The sequence below is a fragment of the Nocardioides sp. ChNu-153 genome (assembly GCF_030466625.1).
In the GTDB taxonomy this organism is placed as follows: Bacteria; Actinomycetota; Actinomycetes; order Propionibacteriales; family Nocardioidaceae; genus Nocardioides.
The window spans coordinates 23,531-43,298 of the sequence record NZ_JADEVT010000014.1; the positions used below are offsets into that span (position 1 = coordinate 23,531).

The 19,768-nt window shown below is 74.9% G+C and carries 19 protein-coding genes; 7 read left to right on the forward strand and 12 right to left on the reverse strand.

Features of this window, described 5'->3' with window-relative positions; all coding sequences use genetic code 11:
- Positions 1-2: 2 nt before the first annotated feature.
- Genes pruA through INN71_RS15115 form a run of 3 tightly spaced genes read right to left on the reverse strand, consistent with a single transcriptional unit; the run spans position 3 to position 3,675 of the window.
- Positions 3-1,628 carry an L-glutamate gamma-semialdehyde dehydrogenase gene (gene pruA, locus INN71_RS15105; protein ID WP_301801009.1) on the reverse strand — a complete coding sequence of 542 codons (1,626 nt, stop codon included), beginning with the start codon at positions 1,626-1,628 and terminating at the stop codon, positions 3-5.
- Positions 1,629-1,681: 53 nt separating this feature from the next.
- A complete protein-coding gene (locus INN71_RS15110; protein WP_301801011.1) occupies positions 1,682-2,146 on the reverse strand; it encodes a hypothetical protein in 465 nt (154 codons plus the stop codon).
- Positions 2,143-3,675, reverse strand: coding sequence for a wax ester/triacylglycerol synthase family O-acyltransferase (locus INN71_RS15115; protein WP_301801013.1), 1,533 nt, complete (start codon positions 3,673-3,675; stop codon positions 2,143-2,145). The genes INN71_RS15110 and INN71_RS15115 overlap by 4 nt, the downstream gene beginning before the upstream one ends.
- Positions 3,676-3,826: 151 nt before the next feature.
- Between INN71_RS15115 and INN71_RS15120 the strand changes: the two genes are divergently transcribed.
- On the forward strand, positions 3,827-4,270 hold the full coding sequence (locus INN71_RS15120; RefSeq protein WP_301801014.1) for a hypothetical protein: 444 nt from the start codon (positions 3,827-3,829) through the stop codon (positions 4,268-4,270).
- Positions 4,267-5,634 carry a hypothetical protein gene (locus tag INN71_RS15125; RefSeq protein ID WP_301801015.1) on the forward strand — a complete coding sequence of 456 codons (1,368 nt, stop codon included), beginning with the start codon at positions 4,267-4,269 and terminating at the stop codon, positions 5,632-5,634. The genes INN71_RS15120 and INN71_RS15125 overlap by 4 nt, the downstream gene beginning before the upstream one ends.
- Here the strand turns inward: INN71_RS15125 and INN71_RS15130 are convergent.
- The 4 genes from INN71_RS15130 to INN71_RS15145 all read right to left on the reverse strand — a co-directional run bounded on the left by INN71_RS15130 (position 5,597) and on the right by INN71_RS15145 (position 9,514).
- Positions 5,597-6,976, reverse strand: coding sequence for a hypothetical protein (locus INN71_RS15130; protein WP_301801016.1), 1,380 nt, complete (start codon positions 6,974-6,976; stop codon positions 5,597-5,599). The genes INN71_RS15125 and INN71_RS15130 overlap by 38 nt on opposite strands.
- A 3-nt stretch (positions 6,977-6,979) precedes the next feature.
- Positions 6,980-7,648, reverse strand: coding sequence for a hypothetical protein (locus INN71_RS15135; RefSeq protein WP_301801017.1), 669 nt, complete (start codon positions 7,646-7,648; stop codon positions 6,980-6,982).
- 256 nt (positions 7,649-7,904) lie between these two features.
- Positions 7,905-8,537: an excalibur calcium-binding domain-containing protein gene (locus INN71_RS15140; RefSeq protein WP_301801019.1), complete on the reverse strand. Its 633-nt coding sequence runs from the start codon at positions 8,535-8,537 to the stop codon at positions 7,905-7,907.
- 269 nt (positions 8,538-8,806) lie between these two features.
- Positions 8,807-9,514 carry a manganese efflux pump MntP family protein gene (locus tag INN71_RS15145; protein ID WP_301801021.1) on the reverse strand — a complete coding sequence of 236 codons (708 nt, stop codon included), beginning with the start codon at positions 9,512-9,514 and terminating at the stop codon, positions 8,807-8,809.
- Positions 9,515-9,736: 222 nt separating this feature from the next.
- On the opposite strand from INN71_RS15145, the gene INN71_RS15150 reads away from it, so the two are divergent.
- Positions 9,737-10,912 carry an acyl-CoA dehydrogenase family protein gene (locus INN71_RS15150; RefSeq protein WP_301801023.1) on the forward strand — a complete coding sequence of 392 codons (1,176 nt, stop codon included), beginning with the start codon at positions 9,737-9,739 and terminating at the stop codon, positions 10,910-10,912.
- Between the two features lie 22 nt (positions 10,913-10,934).
- Entirely contained in the window at positions 10,935-12,086 is a 1,152-nt protein-coding gene (locus INN71_RS15155) for an acyl-CoA dehydrogenase family protein (RefSeq protein WP_301801025.1), read from the forward strand.
- 91 nt (positions 12,087-12,177) lie between these two features.
- Here the strand turns inward: INN71_RS15155 and INN71_RS15160 are convergent, their stop codons facing one another.
- The gene (locus INN71_RS15160) at positions 12,178-13,788 is read right to left on the reverse strand and encodes a GAF domain-containing sensor histidine kinase (RefSeq protein ID WP_301801027.1); all 1,611 of its coding nucleotides are present in this window, start codon (positions 13,786-13,788) and stop codon (positions 12,178-12,180) included.
- A 372-nt stretch (positions 13,789-14,160) separates the two neighbouring features.
- Entirely contained in the window at positions 14,161-14,811 is a 651-nt protein-coding gene (gene pdxH, locus INN71_RS15165) for a pyridoxamine 5'-phosphate oxidase (protein ID WP_301801028.1), read from the reverse strand.
- 152 nt (positions 14,812-14,963) lie between these two features.
- Between pdxH and INN71_RS15170 the strand changes: the two genes are divergently transcribed.
- The gene (locus INN71_RS15170) at positions 14,964-16,067 is read left to right on the forward strand and encodes a citrate synthase 2 (protein ID WP_277499644.1); all 1,104 of its coding nucleotides are present in this window, start codon (positions 14,964-14,966) and stop codon (positions 16,065-16,067) included.
- 94 nt (positions 16,068-16,161) lie between these two features.
- Here the strand turns inward: INN71_RS15170 and INN71_RS15175 are convergent, their stop codons facing one another.
- The 3 genes from INN71_RS15175 to INN71_RS15185 all read right to left on the reverse strand — a co-directional run bounded on the left by INN71_RS15175 (position 16,162) and on the right by INN71_RS15185 (position 17,984).
- Positions 16,162-16,749 carry a hypothetical protein gene (locus INN71_RS15175; RefSeq protein WP_301801030.1) on the reverse strand — a complete coding sequence of 196 codons (588 nt, stop codon included), beginning with the start codon at positions 16,747-16,749 and terminating at the stop codon, positions 16,162-16,164.
- An 88-nt stretch (positions 16,750-16,837) separates the two neighbouring features.
- Positions 16,838-17,467 (reverse strand): hypothetical protein, encoded by a 630-nt coding sequence (locus tag INN71_RS15180; protein WP_301801031.1) that lies wholly within the window; start codon positions 17,465-17,467, stop codon positions 16,838-16,840.
- 4 nt (positions 17,468-17,471) lie between these two features.
- Positions 17,472-17,984, reverse strand: a complete 513-nt coding sequence (locus INN71_RS15185; RefSeq protein WP_301801033.1) for a GNAT family N-acetyltransferase — start codon at positions 17,982-17,984, stop codon at positions 17,472-17,474.
- Positions 17,985-18,033: 49 nt separating this feature from the next.
- Here INN71_RS15185 and serC point away from each other — a divergent pair, with 49 nt between their 5' ends.
- Together serC and INN71_RS15195 are read left to right on the forward strand one after the other, a co-directional pair.
- The gene (serC, locus tag INN71_RS15190) at positions 18,034-19,167 is read left to right on the forward strand and encodes a phosphoserine transaminase (protein ID WP_301801035.1); all 1,134 of its coding nucleotides are present in this window, start codon (positions 18,034-18,036) and stop codon (positions 19,165-19,167) included.
- A 160-nt stretch (positions 19,168-19,327) separates the two neighbouring features.
- Complete coding sequence (locus INN71_RS15195) at positions 19,328-19,705, forward strand: hypothetical protein (protein WP_301801037.1); 378 nt, start codon at positions 19,328-19,330, stop codon at positions 19,703-19,705.
- The last annotated feature ends 63 nt before the right edge of the window (positions 19,706-19,768 follow it).

The following is a 19,768-nucleotide window of genomic DNA, read 5'->3' on the forward strand; positions in this document are numbered from 1 at the left end:
TGTCAGCCCATGTGCGGGTAGCGGTGGTCGTGCGGCGGCACGAACGTCTCCTTGATCGAGCGCGGGCTGGTCCAGCGGGTCAGGTTCGACGCCGCGCCGGCCTTGTCGTTCGTGCCCGACGCGCGCCCGCCGCCGAACGGCTGCTGGCCCACCACGGCGCCGGTCGGCTTGTCGTTGACGTAGAAGTTGCCGGCGGCGAACCGCAGCTCCTCGGCCGCCCACGCCACGACGCGCTGGTCGCGCGCGAACACCGCACCGGTCAGGGCGTACGGCGACGCGGACTCCAGCTGGCGCGTCACCTTCTCGAAGTCGGCGTCGTCGAAGACGTGGACGGCGAGGATCGGCCCGAAGTACTCCGTCGAGAACATCTCGTCGGTCGGGTCGCCGCCCTCGACGACGGTGGGGCGCACGAACCAACCGACGCTGTCGTCGCACTCACCGCCGGCGAGGACGTCCAGCCCGTCGCTCGCGCGGGCCCGCTCGATGGCGGCCACGTGCTTGGCGTAGGCCCGGTCGTCGATCACGGCGCCGAGGAAGTTCGACAGGTCGGTCGGGTCGCCCATCGCCAGGCCGTCGACGTCCGCCACCAGCTGCTCGCGGATCCGCTCCCACACCGAGCGCGCGACGTACGCCCGCGAGGCGGCGGAGCACTTCTGGCCCGCGTACTCGAACGCGCCGCGCACCAGCGCCACCCGCACCGCGTCGGGGTCGGCCGAGGGGTGGGCGAGCACGAAGTCCTTGCCGCCGGTCTCGCCGACGAGGCGGGGGTAGCCGCGGTAGCCCGACAGGTTCTCCCCGACCGTGCGCCACAGGTGCTGGAACGTCGGCGTGGAGCCGGTGAAGTGGATGCCCGCGAGGTCGGGGTGGGGCAGCAGCACCTCGGAGGGCTCGACGCCGTCTCCCGGCAGCATCGAGATGACGCCGGGCGGCAGGCCCGCCTCGGTCAGCAGCTCCATCGTCAGCGACGCCGCCAGCTGCTGGGTGGGCGACGGCTTCCAGATCACGGTGTTGCCCATGAGCGCCGGCGCGGTCGGCAGGTTGCCCGCGATCGCCGTGAAGTTGAACGGGGTGATCGCGTAGACGAAGCCCTCGAGCGGACGGTGGTCGGTGCGGTTCCACACACCCGGCGCGTTGCGGATCGGCTGCTCGGTGAGGATCTGGCGCCCGTAGTGCACGTTGAAGCGCCAGAAGTCGATGAGCTCGCAGGCGGCGTCGATCTCGGCCTGGAAGGCCGTCTTCGACTGGCCGAGCACCGTGGCGGCGTTGAGGCGCTGGCGCCACGGGCCGGCGAGCAGCTCGGCGGCCCGCAGCAGCACCGCGGCGCGGTCGTCGTAGCTCAGCGCCCGCCAGCCCGGCGCCGCGGCCCGCGCGGCGTCGACCGCGTCCTGCGCGTCCTTGCGGGTCGAGGACCGGAAGGTGCCGAGCACCCGCTGGTGGTCGTGGGGCTCGACGACGGCGACCTCGGCGCCACCACCGGCCCGCCAGTCACCGACGTACGCCGGGAGGTCGCGGGGGGCAGCCCGCAGCACCTCGACCTGCTCGAGCAGCGCCAGCCGCTCGGCGCTGCCGGGGGCGTAGGTCAGGTTCGGCTCGTTGACCGGTGCGGGGGGCAGCGTGATCGCGTCCATGCGCCCGATCGTGTCAGGCGGCGCCGACGCCCTCAACAGCCCCCGCCCCGCGGTCAGAGGAGGGTGCGGATCTCCTGCGTGGCGAACCACGCGAGGTCGTGGTCGAGCTCGACCCCGTCGACCGAGTCGGGCAGCTCCTCGCCCGAGAGGTACGCCGCGACCGCCGCCGGCGGGAGGTCGACGACGTCGACGTGCGCCGACGCGATCCGCTTCCACGGCACGTCGGCCTCCACCTCGACGAGGGTGGGCTCCGCCTCGTCGTCCAGCGGTCGCACCTGCGGCACGTCGGCGGCCAGCACGAGGCGCCGGGGCTGATCGCCCTCGACGCGGCGGGCCAGCGACTCCGTGCCGGCCGCGGCCTGCGCGGCGTACTCCCACTCCTCGGTCGAGCCGTCGGGCCACGCCTCCTCCAGCGCGGGCGTCGCGGCGTGCGCGCGGAACGGGCCGGCGAGCCGGCCCTCGGCGACCACGCGCGCGAGCTCGGAGGAGGTGAGGGGCACGAAGACGCGCGTCGTCACGAGGTCGCTCCTGGGCCGGGCGCGGGGTCGGCGGCGGGGCCGGGCGCGGGGTCGGTCGGGCCGGTGGCGGGCCGCGGGCGGCTGCGGCCGCGCGGCGCCCGGGGGCGGGTGTCGCTGGCGGTGTCGACCAGCTCGTCGAGGGCGTCGCGCAGGCACTGGGCGAAGATGTCGAGGTCGTCGATCACGTCGCGGTCGCCGGTGACGCCGTAGTAGACGTGCCCGTCGTACGACGTGACCCCGATCCCCAGCGCGTGCCGGGGCAGCAGCGGCGGCACCGGGTAGGTCGCCACCATGCGGGCGCCCGCGGCGTACAGCGGGAACTGCGGTCCGGGGACGTTGGTGACGGTGAGCTGGAAGCGCCGGGAGCCGAGCTCGCCGAGGGCCACCCGCGTGCCGAGGGCGTGGAAGGTCGTGGGCGCGAAGCCGGCGATGCCCGCCAGGCGGTTGGCCGCCACCGCGCGGCCGGTCTCGCCGTGGGCCTTGAACGAGTAGGACACCTGGTGCAGCCGCACGACGGGGCTGGCCTCGCCGACGGGGAGGTCGACGAGGTGGCCCTGGATCTGGGTGCCGAGCGAGGTGGCCTCGAGCTCGTCGTCGATCACCGACATCGGCACCAGCGCGCGGACCTTGCTCTGCGGGCCGATGCGCTGGTCGCGGGCCATGAGCCAGTTGCGCAGGCCGCCGGCCACGGTGGCGAGCACCACGTCGTTGACGGTGCCCCCGTGCACCTCGCGCACCCGGCGGTGGTCGGCCAGGGAGGTGCGGACGCCGGCGACGCGGCGCTGCTGCGACAGCGCGGCCGGGGTGATCGGCGACTCGCTGACCGGGGGCTGCGCGGCCAGCGGCCCGCCGAGCGGGGCGAGCGGACCTGCCAGCGAGGTGAGGCGGCGACGGACGCCGAGGGTGCGGCGGGCCACGGACTGGCCGAGCACCCGGCCGTTCGCGAGCAGCGCGGAGGGCTCGGTGAGGGTGTCGCGCAACGCGTCGGCGACGAGGCCCGGGTTGGTCGGCCGGCGCGCCGGCTCCCACTCGTCGGGCTCCATGACCTTGGGCGTGGCCGAGACGTCGAGGAGCACCTGGCCGAGGTCGACCGTCTCCATGCCGTCGACCAGGATCTGGTGGGACTTGGACAGCACGGCGACCCGACCGTCCTCGAGGCCCTCGATGAAGTAGACCTCCCACAGCGGCCGCGTGCGGTCCAGCGGGCGCGACACGATGCGGGCGACCAGCTCGAGCAGCTGCTCCAGCGTGCCCGGGCGCGGGATCGCCGAGCGGCGCACGTGGTAGGCGAGGTCGAAGCGCAGGTCGTCGCTCCAGACCGGCGTGGCCAGGTGGCCGGGGACGGTGAGGAGCCGCTGGCGGTAGCGCGGCACGAAGGTGATGCGGTCGCCGATGAGCGCGACGAGGCGCTCGTGGTCGAACCCGGACTCGCCCGGGTCGAAGATCTCCAGCGTCGCGTTGTGCAACGGCGACGTCGTCGAGTCGGTCGCCAGGATCGCCATGTCCCGGGAGCGCAGCCGCTCGCCCATCCCCCACCTCGCTCCCGCTCGACGCTGTACGTAACCTCGACGTGGATCATGTCATCCGCCCCCGACCGGCACAGCCCCCGCCGTGCCCGGGTGGGGGTCGCCGGACCGGGCCGGCACCGTGTCGTCGTACCCGAGGGAGAAGAGAGTCACCGTGTTCCGTCGCGCCCTGCGCCCGCTCACCACCGTCGCCGTCGCCGCCACCCTGGCCGTGACCGCCTCCGCCTGCGGGGGGACCGCCGACGAGGCCGGCCCGGAGGAGTCGACGTCGTCGAGCAGCACGACCACGTCCGGCGCCACCTCGGGCAGCGCGTCGGCCGAGCCCGGCGTCGAGCCCGTCATGATCGACGTCGTCGTGGACGGCGACTCGGTCTCCCCCAACGCGAGCCGCGTCGAGGCCGCGGTCGGCCAGCCGATCGTCTTCCGCGTCACCACCGACGTGGCGGCCGAGATCCACGGCCACACCGACCCGGAGTTCACGATCGACGCGGAGCCCGGCACCAGCGAGCACACCGTCACCATCGACCGGGCCGGCAGCTACGACGTCGAGCTGCACGACCCCGAGCGCCTGCTCGTGCGCGTCGACGTCCGCCCGTGACGCCGGACCCCTCCGACCAGGTCACCCTCGCCCACAGCGGGCTGGGCAACGCCGCCGACCTGCCGATCCCGCTCGAGGCGGTCGTCATCGGCTCGGTCGTGGCGCTGGCGGCGTCGTTCCTGGTGCTCGCCGTCGCGTGGCGCAAGCCGCGGTACGACGGACCCGGGCCCGGCACCACCCGCATGCGGCCCTGGGCGCCGGGGGCGGTACGGCGCATCGGCGCCGTGGTCGACCACCCGGTCGTGCGGGTGCTCGCCCGACTGCTCGGGGCGGCGTTCTTCGCCTACATGATGTTCGCGCTCGTGGTCGGCCCCGACTACGCGACGAACCCCGGTCTCGGCATGTTCTACGTGCTGCTCTGGGTCGGGATCGTACCGGCGTCGCTGTTCCTCGGCCGCTTCTACCGGGCCGTGAGCCCGGTGCGCACCATCAACGCCGGCCTCTCCCGGCTCGCCGGCACCGACCCGGAGCACGGGCTGCGCGAGCTGCCGTCCTGGGTGGGCTACTGGCCGGCGGCCATCGGCCTCTACGCGTTCGTGTGGCTCGAGCTGGTCAGCACCAACGGCGTCGAGACGAGCGCCGTGCGGCTGTGGCTGGCGGCGTACTTCGCTCTGATGCTGGTCGGCGGTGCGGTCTTCGGCAACGTGTTCTACGAGCGCTGCGACCCGTTCGAGGCCTACTCGACGCTCGTGGCGCACGTGTCGGTCTGGGGCCGCGACGCCGACGGCACGCTGGTGGCACGCAGCCCGCTCGCGAACCTGGCGACGCTGCGGCCCGCCGCCGGGCTGGTGGCGCTCGTGGCCGTGCTCTTCGGCAGCACGGCGTACGACTCCTTCCGCGAGTCGCTGCCGTTCGTGCGGTTCGTCAACACGAGCACGCTCGACTCCGACCTCATCCTCAACGTCGCGCTCATCGGCGTCATCGCGATCGTCGGGGTGCTGCTGACGCTGGCGTCCGCGGCCGTGCCGGCGCGCGAGGGCATCCCGCGCCGGGCGCTGCCGTCGCTGATGGCGCACTCGATCGCGCCGATCATCGTCGGGTACGTCGGCGCCCACTACCTGACCTACCTGCTCGAGTTCGGCCAGCAGGTCGTGATCTACATGAGCGACCCGCTCGCCCAGGGGTCGAACTGGCTGGGCACGGCGAACCTGCAGCCGTCGTACTTCCTGTCCGACAACATCGGCCTCCTGGCGTTCGTGCAGGTGTCCGGCGTCGTGGTGGGGCACGTCGTGGCCGCGGTGGCGGCACACGACCGGTCGCTGTCGGTGCTGCCGCGCCAGCACCAGCTCGTCGGTCAGCTGCCGATGCTCGGCGTGATGATCGCGTTCACCGGCGGCGGGCTCTACCTGCTCTTCGCCTCCTGACGGGCGCCGCGGCCCCGGGTACGACGCCCGCGGCCGCGGCGAGCACCGCCCGGGCCAGCGGACCGTCGCCCCCGTCGAGCAGCGAGCGTCCCGTCACGAGCGCCCGGTCCGTCGCCGGGCGGTCGTCGGGCAGGAAGTGCAGCGACGCGGGGCGCACGAAGTCGGCCAGCATCGACGCCACCTCCCGCTCCGACCAGCCGAGCGTGGACCGCATCCGGTTGACGACGACGTGCACGTCGCCGCGCCCCAGCTCGCGCAGGTCGGCGAGGCCGCGGGCCAGACGTGTCAGCCCTACCGGGTCGGCCGTGCCGACCACCACCACCGCGTCGGCCAGCTCGACCGCCGTGGTGGTCAGCTCGTTGCGGGCGGGGCCGACGGCGAACCCGCCGTCGTCGTGGTCGAGCGCGAACCCGGTGTCGAGCACCACGTGACCGACCTCGCGGGCCAGGTCGACGAGCTGCTCCAGCGCCCCGCCGTCGACCTCGGCCCAGCGGTCGGCGCGGGGCAGCCCGGTCACCACGTGCAGGTGCCGGTCGAGCGAGCGGACCGCGCCGAGCCAGCGCTCCTCCAGGTCCCCCGCGCCCGCGTGCCGCGCGACCGCCAGCAGGCCCGAGACCTCGTCGAGCACCCCGAGGTGCTGCGCGACCGTGCCGCCCCAGGGGTCGGCGTCGACGAGGAGGGTGGGCTCACCCCGGGAGGCCAGCGCGGCCGCCAGGGCCGTCGCGACCGTCGTGCGCCCCGGCGCGCCGGCCGGGCCCCACACGGCGACGACGCGGCGCGGCACGGGCTCCGGAACGGCCGCGTCGGCGCCCGGCGAGGTCGGCGCGGGGGCGCCGGGGGCCGCGGTTCCCGCGGGCCCGAACGGCGACACCGCGGCCTGGGTGGCGGTCGAGGTGGGGTCCGCCCCACGGTGGGGCGAGGCGGCTGCGGGGCCGGACGCGGGGCCGGACGCCGGGCCGGGCGTGCGGCGTACCGCCGTCGGGTCCGGGGGCGCGAGCACGGCCGTCACGAGGGCCGGGCCGTCGTCGGCCGGCACGAGGGAGCGGACCCCGAGGCGCGCCGCACGGGCCCGCACGGTGTCGGGGCCGCCGGTCTGGTGGGGCTCCACGACGCCGACGGTGCGCACGCCGTGGCGCCGCAGGTGCTCGACCGCGGCGCCGTCGAGACCGGGCGCCTCGAGCCCGACGAGCGCGACGTCGGCCTGGCCGAGCGTCGCGGAGGCCAGGAGGTCGTTGACGTCGACGCAGCGCCGGAGCACGGCGACGTCGTTGCGGTCGGCGAGCGCCGTCAGGGCGCCCTGCTCCCAGGCGGCGCCCGAGCCGACGACGAGGACGCAGATCACGGTTCAGCCCCGCTGGGCGACAGTGACGGTGCCGCTCGTCATGGCGGCGAGGGCGGGACCGATGGCGTCGTGCTGGTCCTCGGGCACGGCGAGCACCAGCTGGCGGTCGGCGAGGCTGCCGATGCCGTCCTGGGCCGAGGGCGCCTCGACGACGCGGACCTCCTCGAGCAGCAGCACCGCACCCGGTGCCGACGGGTCCGGGGCACCCGTGCCCTGCTGGCCCTGCGCGGGGCCCGGGGCCGTGCCCTGGCCGGGCTGGGTCGTCGCGGAGGTGCCGGCCGCGTCGGCGGGCACCTCGGCGCCGGCGGCCCAGACGTCGACGACGCTGCCGGCGACCACGCCCGGCGGCACCCGCGTCGCCTCGACCGCGACGGGCACGTGGCGCAGCCCCTCGTCCTCCCCCTCCCCCAGGGCGGCGGCGGGCAGCAGCTCACCGGCGCCGACGTCACGGGCGAGCCGCGCGCCGTCCTCCGGTGGCTCGGAGGCCCGCAGGTAGGAGTCGAGGGACTCGCCGTCGCGGAAGCGCACGCGCACGGCCACGAGGTCGTCGGCCGACAGCGTCGACCCCGCCACGAGGTCTGCGTCGGCCGCCCAGACCTCGACCGTGTCGTCGGCCGAGCCGAGCACCCGCGCGCCCACCAGGACGGAGACGGCGACGATGAGCAACCCCACCCACAGCCGCGGATCGCGCCAACCCGGCGCGGTCGCGCGCGTCGCCCGCTGGGGAGGGACGGTCCCGAGATGTCCACTCACCCGGACATCATCACCACAACCGCCGGGTCCTCGCACCGGTCCGTCCACAGGACGTCCCCCGATGCTCACGCCGGTGACAAGTCCTGCTGCTGCAACGCGGTGTCCGGGCGACGGGAGACGCGGTCGACGGCGTGCACGGACACCCCAGCACCGCGCCAGAGGCGCGGGCTCCGGTTCAGCGTTCGCAGACGACCCCGTCGCCGTCGCGGTCCTGGTACCAGTCGTACTCGGCGTCGACGCCGCTCACGTAGTCGCCGTACCCGGCGTCGTTCGCCGCCCCGCACGTCCCGAACCGTGGGTCCGTCGAGGACGCGGGAGCCGCCTCGGGCGCGGTCGCAGCACCCGAGCCGGACCCACCGCCCGAGCCCGACGAGCCGGACCCGCCGCCCGAGCCGCTGGCCGGCCGCGACGCGAGCGCCTGGGCGACGGCGTCGTCGACCGCCCGGCGCTGGGCCTCCGCCTGCGCGACCCGTTCCGCCTCGACGGCCTCCGCCACGGCGACGTCGGTCGCGGCGTGCGCCTCGGCGACCTGCGCGGCTGCGGCCGCCTCGGCGGCGTCGAGCTGGTCCGCCGCCGCGTCCGCGGCCTCGTCGCGCGCCTCCTCACGGGCGGCCGCGACCTCGCGCTCCGTCGACTCCTCGACAGCGGCGCGGCCCTCGGCCTCGGCGCGCGCCAGCGCGTCCTCGTCCTCCCCGGAAGCGCCGAGGCCGAGCACCAGCCCGGCCAGGCCGGCGGCGATCCCGACCTTCGCGCGGGTCCAGAACGGGCCGCGGCGGCGCGGCGTCCTCGTCATGTCGTACGGCTGCATCGTGGTCTCCCCCTCGCGCCCGCCGTTCGCGAGGCGCGCGACCAGTGAACGCGTCGTACGCCGCCCGCGTCCGCCGAACGGCGCGTCCGGCTCCGCTGGCCTGGACCACCGCCCGCGCCGTACCGCCGGCGGTCGCCCCCCCGCCGTGTAACGCGGTGTCCACGCGTCTGCACACGCCGCCCACCACGTGTGCAGTCGCTCGGACACCGCGTTACACGAGCCCGTACGGCGGTGCGGCGGTGCGGCGGGCCGCTGCGGCGCCGCGGGCGTCAGCCCAGGACGCCGAGGTGGTCGAGCAGGATGCGCAGCCCGATGAGCACGAGGATCACGCCGCCGACGAGCTCGGCCCAGGTGCCGAGGCGCTCGCCGACACGGGAGCCGACGAACACGGCGACCAGCGACAGCGCGAAGGTGATGACGCCGATGATCACGACGGCCTGGACGACGGCCGCGACGGTCATGTCGAGCACGCCGAACGTGACGCCGACGGCGGCGGCGTCGATCGAGGTGGCCACGGCCAGGGGTACGACGACGGCGAGCGTCAGCGGGGCGTACGCGGCGAGGGCGCCCCCCGCCGTACCCGTGCCGGCGCCCGCGTCGGCGGGCTCGTCGTCGTCGTCGGAGAACGACTCCTTGATCATCAACCCGCCGAGGACCGCCAGCAGCACGAAGGCGATCCAGGGGGCAGCGGCGCTCACGACGCCGGCGAACCAGAACGACAGCACCCAGCCACCGAGCGGCATGACGGCCTGGAAGAGACCGAACGCGCCGGCCAGGAAGAGCGCGTCGCGCCAGCGGGGGCGGTGCATCCGCAGGCCCTGCGCGACGGACACGGCGACGGCGTCCATGGCGAGGGCGAAGGCGAGCACGATGAGTTCGGCGATGGTCACCGAGGGGTTCCTCTCGTCGGGCTGGTCGAGGGGATCCGGGTACGCCGAGGCCTCGACCAGCATCAGCTGGTCGAAGGTCTCGTCCACCACCGGCTCCCCGCGTCCTGCGACGCGGGCGGCCTCGGGCGGGACGGCCGGGTGACCACGTCGCCGCGGGCACCAGCATGTCGACCGTCCCTGCCGACGCGAGTCGGCCGGGCTACTCCCCTTCGACCTCGAACCCTAGGTCATCGCCGTAGTGTCGCTGCGAGCGGCTACGGTGAGCGCGATCACAGGCGGAGGACCCCGGAAGGGGCGGAGGAGGAGCGCATGCGGCTGCACCTGACGGAGGAGGACGCGGCGTTCCGCGCCGAGCTCCGGGAGTTCTTCACGACGCAGGTCGACGAGGACATCCGCACCGCGGTCCGCGACCGCGCCCACCTCACGCAGGAGCAGATCGTGCGCAGCCACCGCACGCTGCACGCGGCCGGCCTCGCCGTGCCGCACTGGCCCGCCGAGTGGGGCGGGCGCGACTGGAGCTCGCTGCGTCGCCACCTGTGGCACGAGGAGATGCAGCGCGCCTGCGTGCCGCCGCCGCTGGCGTTCAACACCTCGATGATCGGCCCGGTCATCGCCCAGTTCGGCAGCCAGGAGCAGAAGGAGCGCTTCCTGCCGGCCACGGCCAACCTCGACATCTGGTGGAGCCAGGGCTTCTCCGAGCCCAACGCGGGTTCCGACCTGGCGTCGCTGCGCACCTCCGCGGTGCTCGACGGGGACACGTGGGTCGTCAACGGCCAGAAGACGTGGACCACGCTGGGGCAGTACGGCGACTGGATCTTCACCCTGGTGCGCACCGACCCGCACGTGAAGAAGCAGGCGGGCATCTCGATGCTGCTCATCGACATGACCAGCCCCGGCGTCGAGGTCCGTCCCATCGAGCTCATCGACGGCAGCCACGAGGTCAACGAGGTGTGGTTCACCGACGTGCGCGTCCCCTCGGAGAACCTGGTGGGCGAGGTCAACTCGGGCTGGACCCAGGCCAAGTTCCTCCTCGGCAACGAGCGCGTCGGCGTCGCGCCGGTCGGCGCCACGAAGCGGCTGCTCGCGCAGATCAAGGAGTGGGCCACCACGGTGACCTCCCCCCACGGCACGCTGCTCGACGACCCGTTCGTCGCCGCCCGCATCGCGGAGCTGGAGAACGAGCTGAGCGCCCTCGAGCTCACCGCGCTGCGCGTGGTCGCGCACTCGGCCGACGGTCGCCCGCACCCCGCCTCCTCGGTGCTCAAGCTCAAGGGCAGCGAGCTGCAGCAGGCGGTCTCGGAGCTCGCGATCGACGTCGCCGGCCCGGGCGCCCTGGCCTCCGGCGCCGACGACGAGACCAGCGACCTGCCGGCCTGGCAGCGACGCGGCACCCCGGCGTACCTGAACCTGCGGAAGGCCTCCATCTACGGCGGCTCCAACGAGGTCCAGCGCCAGATCATCGCCGGCACCATCCTCGGGCTCTGACCCGCACGCGAGAGGACGAGACGTGGACTTCACCTACGACGAGGAGCAGGTCGCGCTGCGCGAGGCGGTGCGGGGTCTCCTCGGCCGGGCGTACGGCGACTTCGAGAACCGGCGCCGCGCGGTCGCGGACGACCCGGGGTACGACGCGGCCACCTGGGGCCGGATGGCCGAGATGGGCCTGCTGGCCCTCCCCTTCGCCGAGGACGACGGCGGGGTGGGCGCCGGCCCCGTGGAGGTGGGCGTGGTGGCCGAGGAGATCGGTCGCGTGCTCGCCCCCGAGCCCTACCTCGCGGCCGTGGTGCTGGCGGGCGGCCTCGTCGCAGCCCTCGGCACCGACGAGCAGCGCGCCGAGCTCGTCGGCGGCCTGGCGTCGGGCGAGCTGGTGCCGGCCCTGGCCCACGCGGAGCCGGGCAGCCGCTGGAGCGCCGAGGCCACCGCGGTGACCGCGCAGCAGGCCGGCGACACCTGGACCCTCGACGGGGTGAAGGAGCCGGTGCCGTTCGGCGCCTCCGCCGACGTCCTGCTCGTCACCGCGGCCCTGCCGGGCGGCGGCACCGGGGTGTTCGTGGTCGACCCGGCGGCCGACGGCGTCACCCGCGACGGCTACCGCACGCCCGACGGCGGGCGCGCCGCCCGGGTGCACCTCGAGAGCGCGACGGGTACGCCGCTGGGCGAGGCCGGCGTCGACCGCACGGCCGAGGTCGCGGCGGCCCACGACGCCACCCGCGTCGCGGCCGCGCAGCAGGCCGTGGGGGCGATGCAGGTCGCGCTCGAGACGACGGCGGGGTACCTCAAGAGCCGCGAGCAGTTCGGCGTGCCGCTCAAGACGTTCCAGGCGCTCACCTTCCGCGCCGCGGACATGTACGTCGCGCTCGAGCTCGCCCGCAGCCTCGCGCTCTGGGCGACGATGGTGCACGCCGACCCCGACGCCACCCCCGAGGAGAAGGCCGACGCGGCTCGCCGGGCCTGGGCCCAGACCTCCGCGGCGGGGCGCCACGTCGGCCAGGAGGCCATCCAGCTCCACGGCGGCATCGCGATGACCGCGGAGTACTCGACGGGCTCCTACACCGCCCACCTCACGGCGCTCGACCACCTGCTGGGCGACGCCCGGCACCACCTCGGCCTGCTGGCGCTCGACGTCGCCGGCCACGGTGAGGTCGACCCGCTCCGCTGAGCCCCGCCGTACCCCGGTTCGTGGTAGCAGCGCCAGGCACTCCGCGGCGCTGCTACCACGAACCTCCGTAGGGGACGGCCGCACCGGCCGCTCAGCGCGGCAGCGGCACGACCCACTCCAGCAGCGTCCCGCCGCCGTGCTCGCTCATCACCCGCGCGGTCCCGCCCAGCGCCTCGGCGCGCCGGCGCACGTTGACGAGCCCGCTCTCGACCGCGCCGTCGAAGCCGACGCCGTCGTCGAGCAGCCGCAGCGCCACGATGTCGTCGTCGGCCTGCAGGTCGATCGTCACCGCGCTCGCCCGCGCGTGCCGCACCACGTTCGACAGGCCCTCGCGCAGCGTCGCGAGCAGCTCGTCGGACTCGCGGTCCGGCACCGTCGTGTCGACCGGGCCGCGCACGTGCACCTCGGGGGTGAAGCCGAGCGCGTCGGCGTACTCCGCGGCGAGCTGCAGCACCTCGGCACGCAGCGAGGTGCCCTGGAGCCGGCTGAGCTCGAAGATCGTCGTGCGGATGTCGCGGATCGTCTGGTCGAGCTCGCGCACGGCGGCGTCGAACCGGGGCCGGGCGTCCGGCGCGACCTGGGCGCGCAGGCCCTGCAGCTGCAGGCCGGTGGCGAAGATGCGCTGGATGACGACGTCGTGCAGGTCGCGGGCGATGCGGTCGCGGTCGGCGAGCACCATCAGCTCCTGGCGCTCCCCCACCGCCCGGATGCGGTCGATGGAGGAGACGGCGTGCGACACGAACGACTCGAGCAGCTCGAGCTCCTCCTCGGCGGGGGCCCGGTCGCCCGGCCGGAGCGCGACGCCCAGCACGAGCGGCTCGGCGAGCTCGGAGCGGAACGGCACGAGCACGACGACCGTGCTGTCGGCCCGGGCGACCACGGAGCGGCGGGACCGGTTCGCGGCGTGCACCGCCTCGAACACCGCGGCGCCGGGCGCCAGGTGCTCGGCGGGCACCAGGTGCTCCGTGCTCGACACGTCGTCCTCGGCCACCACGACCACGGCGTCGGCGACGAGGCGCACGAGCACCACCGAGCGCGCCCGGAAGACCCAGCTGACGAGCTCGGTGACGTGGGCCAGCGCGGCGTCGGCCGCGATGGGCGGTTGCAGCAGCTCGGCGAGCCGCTGCGAGACCGTCAGCCACTCCGAGCGCCGCACGGCCCGCTCGCGTGCGCCGGCGACGTCGAGCACGTGGGCGGCGCGGTCGGCCAGCCAGCCCAACAGCCGCTCGTCGTCGGGGGTGAAGGGGGCCCGGTCGTCCTCGTCGCCGAGGTAGAGCATGCCGAGCCGCCGCTCGCGCCGGTCGATGCCGACGCCGACGAACCGCTCGACCGGCGGGTGGCCCGGGGGCAGCAGCGTGGCGAGCGGGTGGGCCGTGACGTCGTCGAGACGCATCGGCTCGTCGGAGCGCAGGAGGCAGCCGAGGACGCCCCGACCGACCGGGAAGTCGCCGATCTCGTCGCGCGCGGACTCGTCGAGGCCGTGGAGGTAGAAGTCGCCGAGGCGCCCGTCGATGTCGAGGACGGTGAGGACGCCGTACCGGGCCCCGACCAGCTCGCAGGCGCTCGAGACGACGTCCTGCAGCAGCGTCCGGACGTCGCCGTCCCCGGTGAGCCGGGCCAGCAGGTCGAGGACGTGCGGCAGCCGGTCGCCGCCGACGATGCCGGTGATGGAGCGCGGGGTGGGCCGGGGGCTCGAGGCCATGCCCGCCACCCTAGGTCGTCGCTGCGCGCGGCGGCGGAAATGGGACGACCCGCAGGCGTGGCCCCTCGGGAGGGGCCGTCTCCAGTAGGACAAGGTCTGGAGCGCCTGCGGGCCGGGTGACTGCCCTTGGATTGCCAGCGGCTCGACGCCGCCGACTGCGTTCTGCTGCGACCGGCACCTCGCCGGTCGGGCGTCCCGCGTCTGGTGCGGAGCTGCTAGCGAGCAGCCACCTCACGCGTCCTGGAAGAACTCATTCTCCGGACCACCTCCTTTCCCGTGTGCACCAGAACGTACGCCGGTGCCCGGGGGGTCTCAAGGGGTTTTCCGGGCCGTTCGCCGAGGGCGAATCGGGTGCCGGTCACGGCGCCCGGGTCAGGGCGCCAGGCGCCGCACGGTCCAGCCGTCGCCGGAGCGCCGGTAGACGAGCCGGTCGTGCATCCGCCCGGTGCGGCCCTGCCAGAACTCGACGGCGTCGGGCACGACGTCGTACCCGCCCCAGCCGGGGGGCGCCGGCACGTCGTCGGTGCCCGCGAAGCGGCGCTCGGCCTCGTCGTAGGCAGCGGTCAGCTCGTCGCGCGAGGCCACCTCGGCGGACTGCTGCGAGGCCCACGCGCCGATGCGGGAGCCGCGGGGGCGGCGCGCGAAGTACTCCTCGACCTCCGCCCGCGGCACGGGTACGGCGTGCCCGTCGACCCGCACCTGCCGCTCCAGCTGGTGCCAGGGGAACAGCAGCGCGCAGCGGGGCTCGGCCGCGAGGCCGGTGCCCTTGCGGGAGCCCGTGTGGGTGAAGAAGCGGAAGCCGTGGGGGCCGAACCCCTTGAGCAGCACGAAGCGCGACGAGGGCGCGCCGTCGACGTCGACGGTCGAGACGACCATGGCGTTGGGCTCCCCGATCGCGGCGGAGGCGGCGTCGTCGTACCAGCGGGAGAACATCGACACGGGGTCGGGCGTCAGGTCGCCCTCGGCGAGCCCGCCGCTCGCGTAGTCCTCGCGCAGGTCGGCCAGGTCCCTCTCGTCGCTCATGCCCGCCACGGTACGGCGGAGCGCGCCCGACCACCGCTCGGACGCCCCCGTGGCGGGCCCGCGGAGCGCGCGGGCACAATGCGACGCGGCACACACGCCACCAGCACGCGAACGTGAGCACGCGGGAACCGCGCCGACGAAGGAGTCGCCCCATGACCGAGGTCCACCACGGCCTGGAAGGCGTCGTCGCCTTCGAGACCGAGATCGCCGAGCCCGACAAGGAGGGCTCCGCGCTCCGCTACCGCGGCGTCGACATCGAGGACATCGTCGGCCGGGTGCCGTTCGAGAACGTGTGGGGCCTGCTCATCGACGGCAGCTACACCCCCGGCCTGCCGCCGGCGGAGGCCTACAACCTGCCGGTGCACACAGGTGACGTGCGCGTCGACGTGCAGGCGGCCATCGCGATGCTCGCCCCGGCGTTCGGCTTCGGCCAGACCTACGACATCAGCGACGAGCAGGCGCGCGACGACCTGGCGCGGGTGGCGGTCATGGTGCTGTCGTACGCCGCGCAGTCGGCCCGCGGGCTGCACCAGCCCGTCGTACCCCAGAAGGCGGTCGACGAGGGCGCGACGCTGGCGGAGAAGTTCCTCATCCGCTGGAAGGGCGAGGCCGACCCGAAGCACGTCAAGGCGATCGACGCCTACTGGTCGTCGGCGGCCGAGCACGGCATGAACGCCTCGACGTTCACCGCCCGCGTCATCACCTCGACGGGCGCCGACGTGGCGGCCGCGTTCTCCGGCGCGATCGGCGCGATGAGCGGCCCGCTGCACGGCGGCGCCCCCTCCCGCGTGCTCGGCATGATCGAGCAGGTGGAGCGCCGCGGCGACGCCCGCGCCTACGTCAAGGAGCTGCTAGACGGCGGCGAGCGCCTCATGGGCTTCGGCCACCGCGTCTACCGCGCCGAGGACCCCCGCGCCCGCGTGCTGCGCCGCACCGCCCGCGAGCTCGACGCCCCGCGCTACGAGGTCGCCGAGGCGCTGGAGCAGGCGGCGCTGGCCGAGCTGCGCGAGCGTCGCCCCGACCGCGTGCTGGAGACGAACGTCGAGTTCTGGGCCGCGATCGTGCTCGACTTCGCCGAGGTGCCGGCGCCCATGTTCACGTCGATGTTCACCTGCGCCCGCACCGGCGGCTGGTCGGCGCACATCCTCGAGCAGAAGCGCACGGGCCGCCTGATCCGCCCGTCCGCGGTCTACACCGGCCCCGCCGCCCGTCCCGCCGACGCGGTCGACGGCTGGCAGGAGGCCTGGGGCGCCTGAGCCCCCTCCCTGCGCCGAGCAGGTACGACGACGGGCGGGTCCCGCAGCCGGCGCTGCGGGCCCGCCCGTCCGTCGTACCAGGGGTGACCGGGGCTCAGCCGCCGGTGTACCAGCTCGTGAGGCCGCGCGCGCCGGCCCAGCTCAGCGACACGTGCACGTGGTCGACGTGGCGCAGCGTGGGCGAGCACTTCGCGACGCTCGTGCAGTTGGCGTGCAGGTAGGGCTTGACCTGGAAGCCGTTCCAGGCCGACCAGATGCGGTCGTTCCAGATGACGTACATGACGCCCTGGCGACGGGCGCGGGCGGCGACGTTGCCGGCGGCGTCGGTGGCCTGCAGCTCGGCGAGGAAGCGGTAGAACGCCTGGCGCTGGTTGGCGTTGCGGGCGTCGAGGTTCCAGTCGAGCGCGCGGCTCTCCTTGTGCTCCGAGCGACCGCCCGAGCTGCAGGCGCGCGTGATGCCGATGATGCGGCCGCCGTAGCGGGCGGTCAGCTGGCTCGAGTACGCCTGCATGCCGGGCATGATCTTCGACGTGCAGCCGGTCTGCGGCTCGTAGCGGGCGAAGGGCTCGACGGGCGACGCGACGCGGGCGTCGGCGGTCGTCGGCTGGGGGCCGATGACGGCGACGAGGGCGAGCAGGACGGCGCCGACGATCGTGAGCAGGCGCGGGTGACGCAGGGACATGACAACTCCTCCGAGGGGACTCGTCACCCTTTCGGCCGTGTCGCTCCCGACCTGAGCACCCCAACGGGTGGTATCGGGATCCGCTGGGTCAGTCCGAGCCCGGCTCGGGTACGACGCGCGTCGTCGCCGCGAGGTAGGCCCGGCCGCGCGGCGACAGGTCGTAGCCCACGTCGAAGCTCTGCGTGAGCCCGAGCCCCTTGAGCTTGCGGACGTCGATCTTGAACGGGTCGCGCTCGCGTCCGACCTCGGCGGCGAGGTCGGGGGCGCGGGTGTGGGGGCGGCGGCGCACCAGGTCGAGGGTCTGCATCGTCCACGGGCCGTGGCTGCTGGCGCGGTCGAGCCGCTCGAGGCGGCGGTCGATGTCGGCGACGTCGTCGGCGGTGAGGTCGGCGGACTCGCGCAGCGCGATGCGGGGGTCCTCCCCCGCCCAGGTGAGGCCGACGCGGTAGACGACGGGCTCGCCGGCGCCGGGCCGGGCGGCCTCGTCGACGGGGCGCAGGCGGCGGCGCAGCGCGTCGGCGTCGGGAAAGCCCGCCGCGCGGGCGTCGTCGGGGGTGATGGCGTGCTCGTCGACGACGTCGACGCTGGTCACGCGCACGACGCCGGCGGAGCTGCGGAACTCCGACCCGACCCGCACGTCGGGGCGCGCCCACCGGCGGAACGCGAGCGTCACCGACCCGTCGGCGACGCCCTGGGCGACCTTCGGCGGGAGGCGCACCGGCTCAGCCCGCCTGCTCCAGCGGCGAGAGCCGCCGCCCGAGGTGCACCGACTTGGGCGAGCACCTGTAGTGCCCGTACGGCGTCACCGCCGCGTAGCCCGCCGCGGTGTAGAGCGCGATGGCGGTCGGCTGCATCGTTCCGGTCTCGAGCACGAGGGAGTCGAAGCCGGCGCGCAGCGCGTCCTGCTCGAGGTGGGCGAGCACCAGCTTGGACAGCCCGCGCCCGCGGTGGGAGGGCACGACGTACATGCGCTTGATCTCGGCGATCCGGCCCAGCCCCGGCTCGTCGAGGTCGAGGTGGGAGCGCCAGGCGCCGGTGGCGACGGGCACCTGCGTGCCGTGCTCCTCGACGTACCCGACGAAGAAGCTGCCGGTCGGCGGCTCGAACATCTCGGGCTCGAGCGGGGTCTCGTCGGGGCCGCCGTAGAGGCTGCGGTACTCGTCCTGCACCTGCGCGACGAGCCGCGTCGCGTCCTCGTGCCCGTAGCCCACGCGCTCGAGCCGCAGACCGCTCATCCCTCGTCCTCCTCGCCGTGCCCGATCCCGCCGGTGGGAGACTAGCCCGGTGACCCGCGCGCTCGAGATCCCCGCCGACCTGCTGCCCGCCGACGGTCGTTTCGGCTCCGGCCCGTCGAAGGTGGCGCAGTCGTCGCTCGACGCGCTGGCGGCGTCGGGGCGCTCGCTGATGGGTACGTCGCACCGCCAGGCCCCGGTCAAGGACCTGGTGGCGCGGGTGCAGGGCGGGCTCGCCGACCTGTTCGCGCTGCCCGACGGCTACCGGGTGGTGCTGGGCCTCGGCGGCTCGACGGCGTTCTGGGACGTGGCGACGTTCTCGCTGGTGCGCGAGCGCAGCGCGCACGGCGTCTTCGGCGAGTTCGGCGGCAAGTTCGCCACCGCCAGCGCCGCCGCGCCGTGGCTGGGCGAGCCGGTGGTGGCGCGGGCCGAGCCCGGCTCGGTGGCGGTGCCCGAGGCGGTCGCCGGGGTCGACGTCTACGCGTGGCCGCACAACGAGACCTCGACGGGCGTGATGGCGCCGGTACGGCGGGTGCCCGGCGCCGACGCGGACGCGCTCGTCGTCGTCGACGGCACCTCGGCCGCCGGCGGAGCGGCCGTGGACCTGCGCGAGACGGACGTCTACTACTTCGCGCCGCAGAAGGGCTTCGCCGCCGACGGTGGCCTGTGGTTCGCGCTGATGTCGCCGGCCGCGCTGGCGCGGGTGGAGGAGGTGAAGGCGTCGGGGCGCTTCGTCCCGGCGTTCCTCGACCTGGCGACCGCGGTCGAGAACTCGGCGAAGCACCAGACGCTCAACACCCCGGCGATCGCGACGCTGTTCCTCATGGAGCGCCAGCTCGCCTGGATGCTCGCCGAGGGCGGGCTGGAGGCGATGGCGGCGCGCACCGCCGCGTCGTCGGCCGCGCTCTACGGCTGGGCGGAGGCGTCGTCGTACGCGACCCCGTTCGTCACCGACCCGGCCATCCGCTCGCAGGTCGTGGGGACGATCGACCTGGCGACGTCCGGTGACCGGGCCGTCGACGCGGCGCAGGTCGCGACGGTGCTGCGCGCCAACGGCGTCGTCGACGTCGACCCCTACCGCAAGCTCGGCCGCAACCAGTTGCGCGTCGCGATGTTCCCGGCGATCGACCCGGGTGATGTCGAGGCGCTGACGCGCTGCGTCGACTGGGTCGTCGAGCGGATCTGAGGGGCGTCAGCCGGCACGACCGCCCGGGTGGCCTGTGCGGAGGTCTGCTGCGACTCGTCTGCTCAGCGGATCTCCGCACGTGCCCGGCAGCCGGCGCTCGCCGCTCCTGCGCACCCGAAACTCGGTGGACGCTGCGGTCGCGCCGCTCGATGCTGGCCCGGTGGACGTCCTCCTGGAGCAAGCCATCGCCCCCGTGATGCGGGACCTCGTGCGGTCGGGGATCGCACCTCCACGCCTGCTCGACTACGACTGGCTCGACGACACCGCTGTGGCTTCGGCGATGCTCCACACCCCCGATGGGGCCGGCACCGGGATCACCGTGTCGCGCCTGGCGACCGAGGCCGAGCAGGTCGCGTGGGTCGCCGACGCGGTGCAGGAGGCGGTCATCGACTACCTCATGCCGACCGGCCCCAACAACTGGCCGCCGTGCCCGCTGCACCCCCGCAACCACCCTCTGCTCGCGGCGGTCCACGACGAGGCGGCGGTGTGGGAGTGCCCGAAGACCGGCTCGCGGGTAGCTGCCATCGGCGCTGTCTGAGGGGCCGGTGGCCCGCTACCTCGGCGCTGGCGCGCTTGTGCGGAGGTCTGCTGCTCGACGTCT

Bases quoted from the DNA above. Each gene is read 5' to 3' on its own strand.
- pruA (WP_301801009.1), bottom strand. From the start codon at position 1,628: ATGGACGCGATCACGCTGCCCCCCGCACCGGTCAACGAGCCGAACCTG.
- INN71_RS15115 (WP_301801013.1), bottom strand. From the start codon at position 3,675: ATGGGCGAGCGGCTGCGCTCCCGGGACATGGCGATCCTGGCGACCGAC.
- INN71_RS15140 (WP_301801019.1), bottom strand. From the start codon at position 8,537: ATGCAGCCGTACGACATGACGAGGACGCCGCGCCGCCGCGGCCCGTTC.
- INN71_RS15150 (WP_301801023.1), top strand. From the start codon at position 9,737: ATGCGGCTGCACCTGACGGAGGAGGACGCGGCGTTCCGCGCCGAGCTC.
- INN71_RS15160 (WP_301801027.1), bottom strand. From the start codon at position 13,788: ATGGCCTCGAGCCCCCGGCCCACCCCGCGCTCCATCACCGGCATCGTC.
- pdxH (WP_301801028.1), bottom strand. From the start codon at position 14,811: ATGAGCGACGAGAGGGACCTGGCCGACCTGCGCGAGGACTACGCGAGC.
- INN71_RS15170 (WP_277499644.1), top strand. From the start codon at position 14,964: ATGACCGAGGTCCACCACGGCCTGGAAGGCGTCGTCGCCTTCGAGACC.
- INN71_RS15175 (WP_301801030.1), bottom strand. From the start codon at position 16,749: ATGTCCCTGCGTCACCCGCGCCTGCTCACGATCGTCGGCGCCGTCCTG.
- INN71_RS15185 (WP_301801033.1), bottom strand. From the start codon at position 17,984: ATGAGCGGTCTGCGGCTCGAGCGCGTGGGCTACGGGCACGAGGACGCG.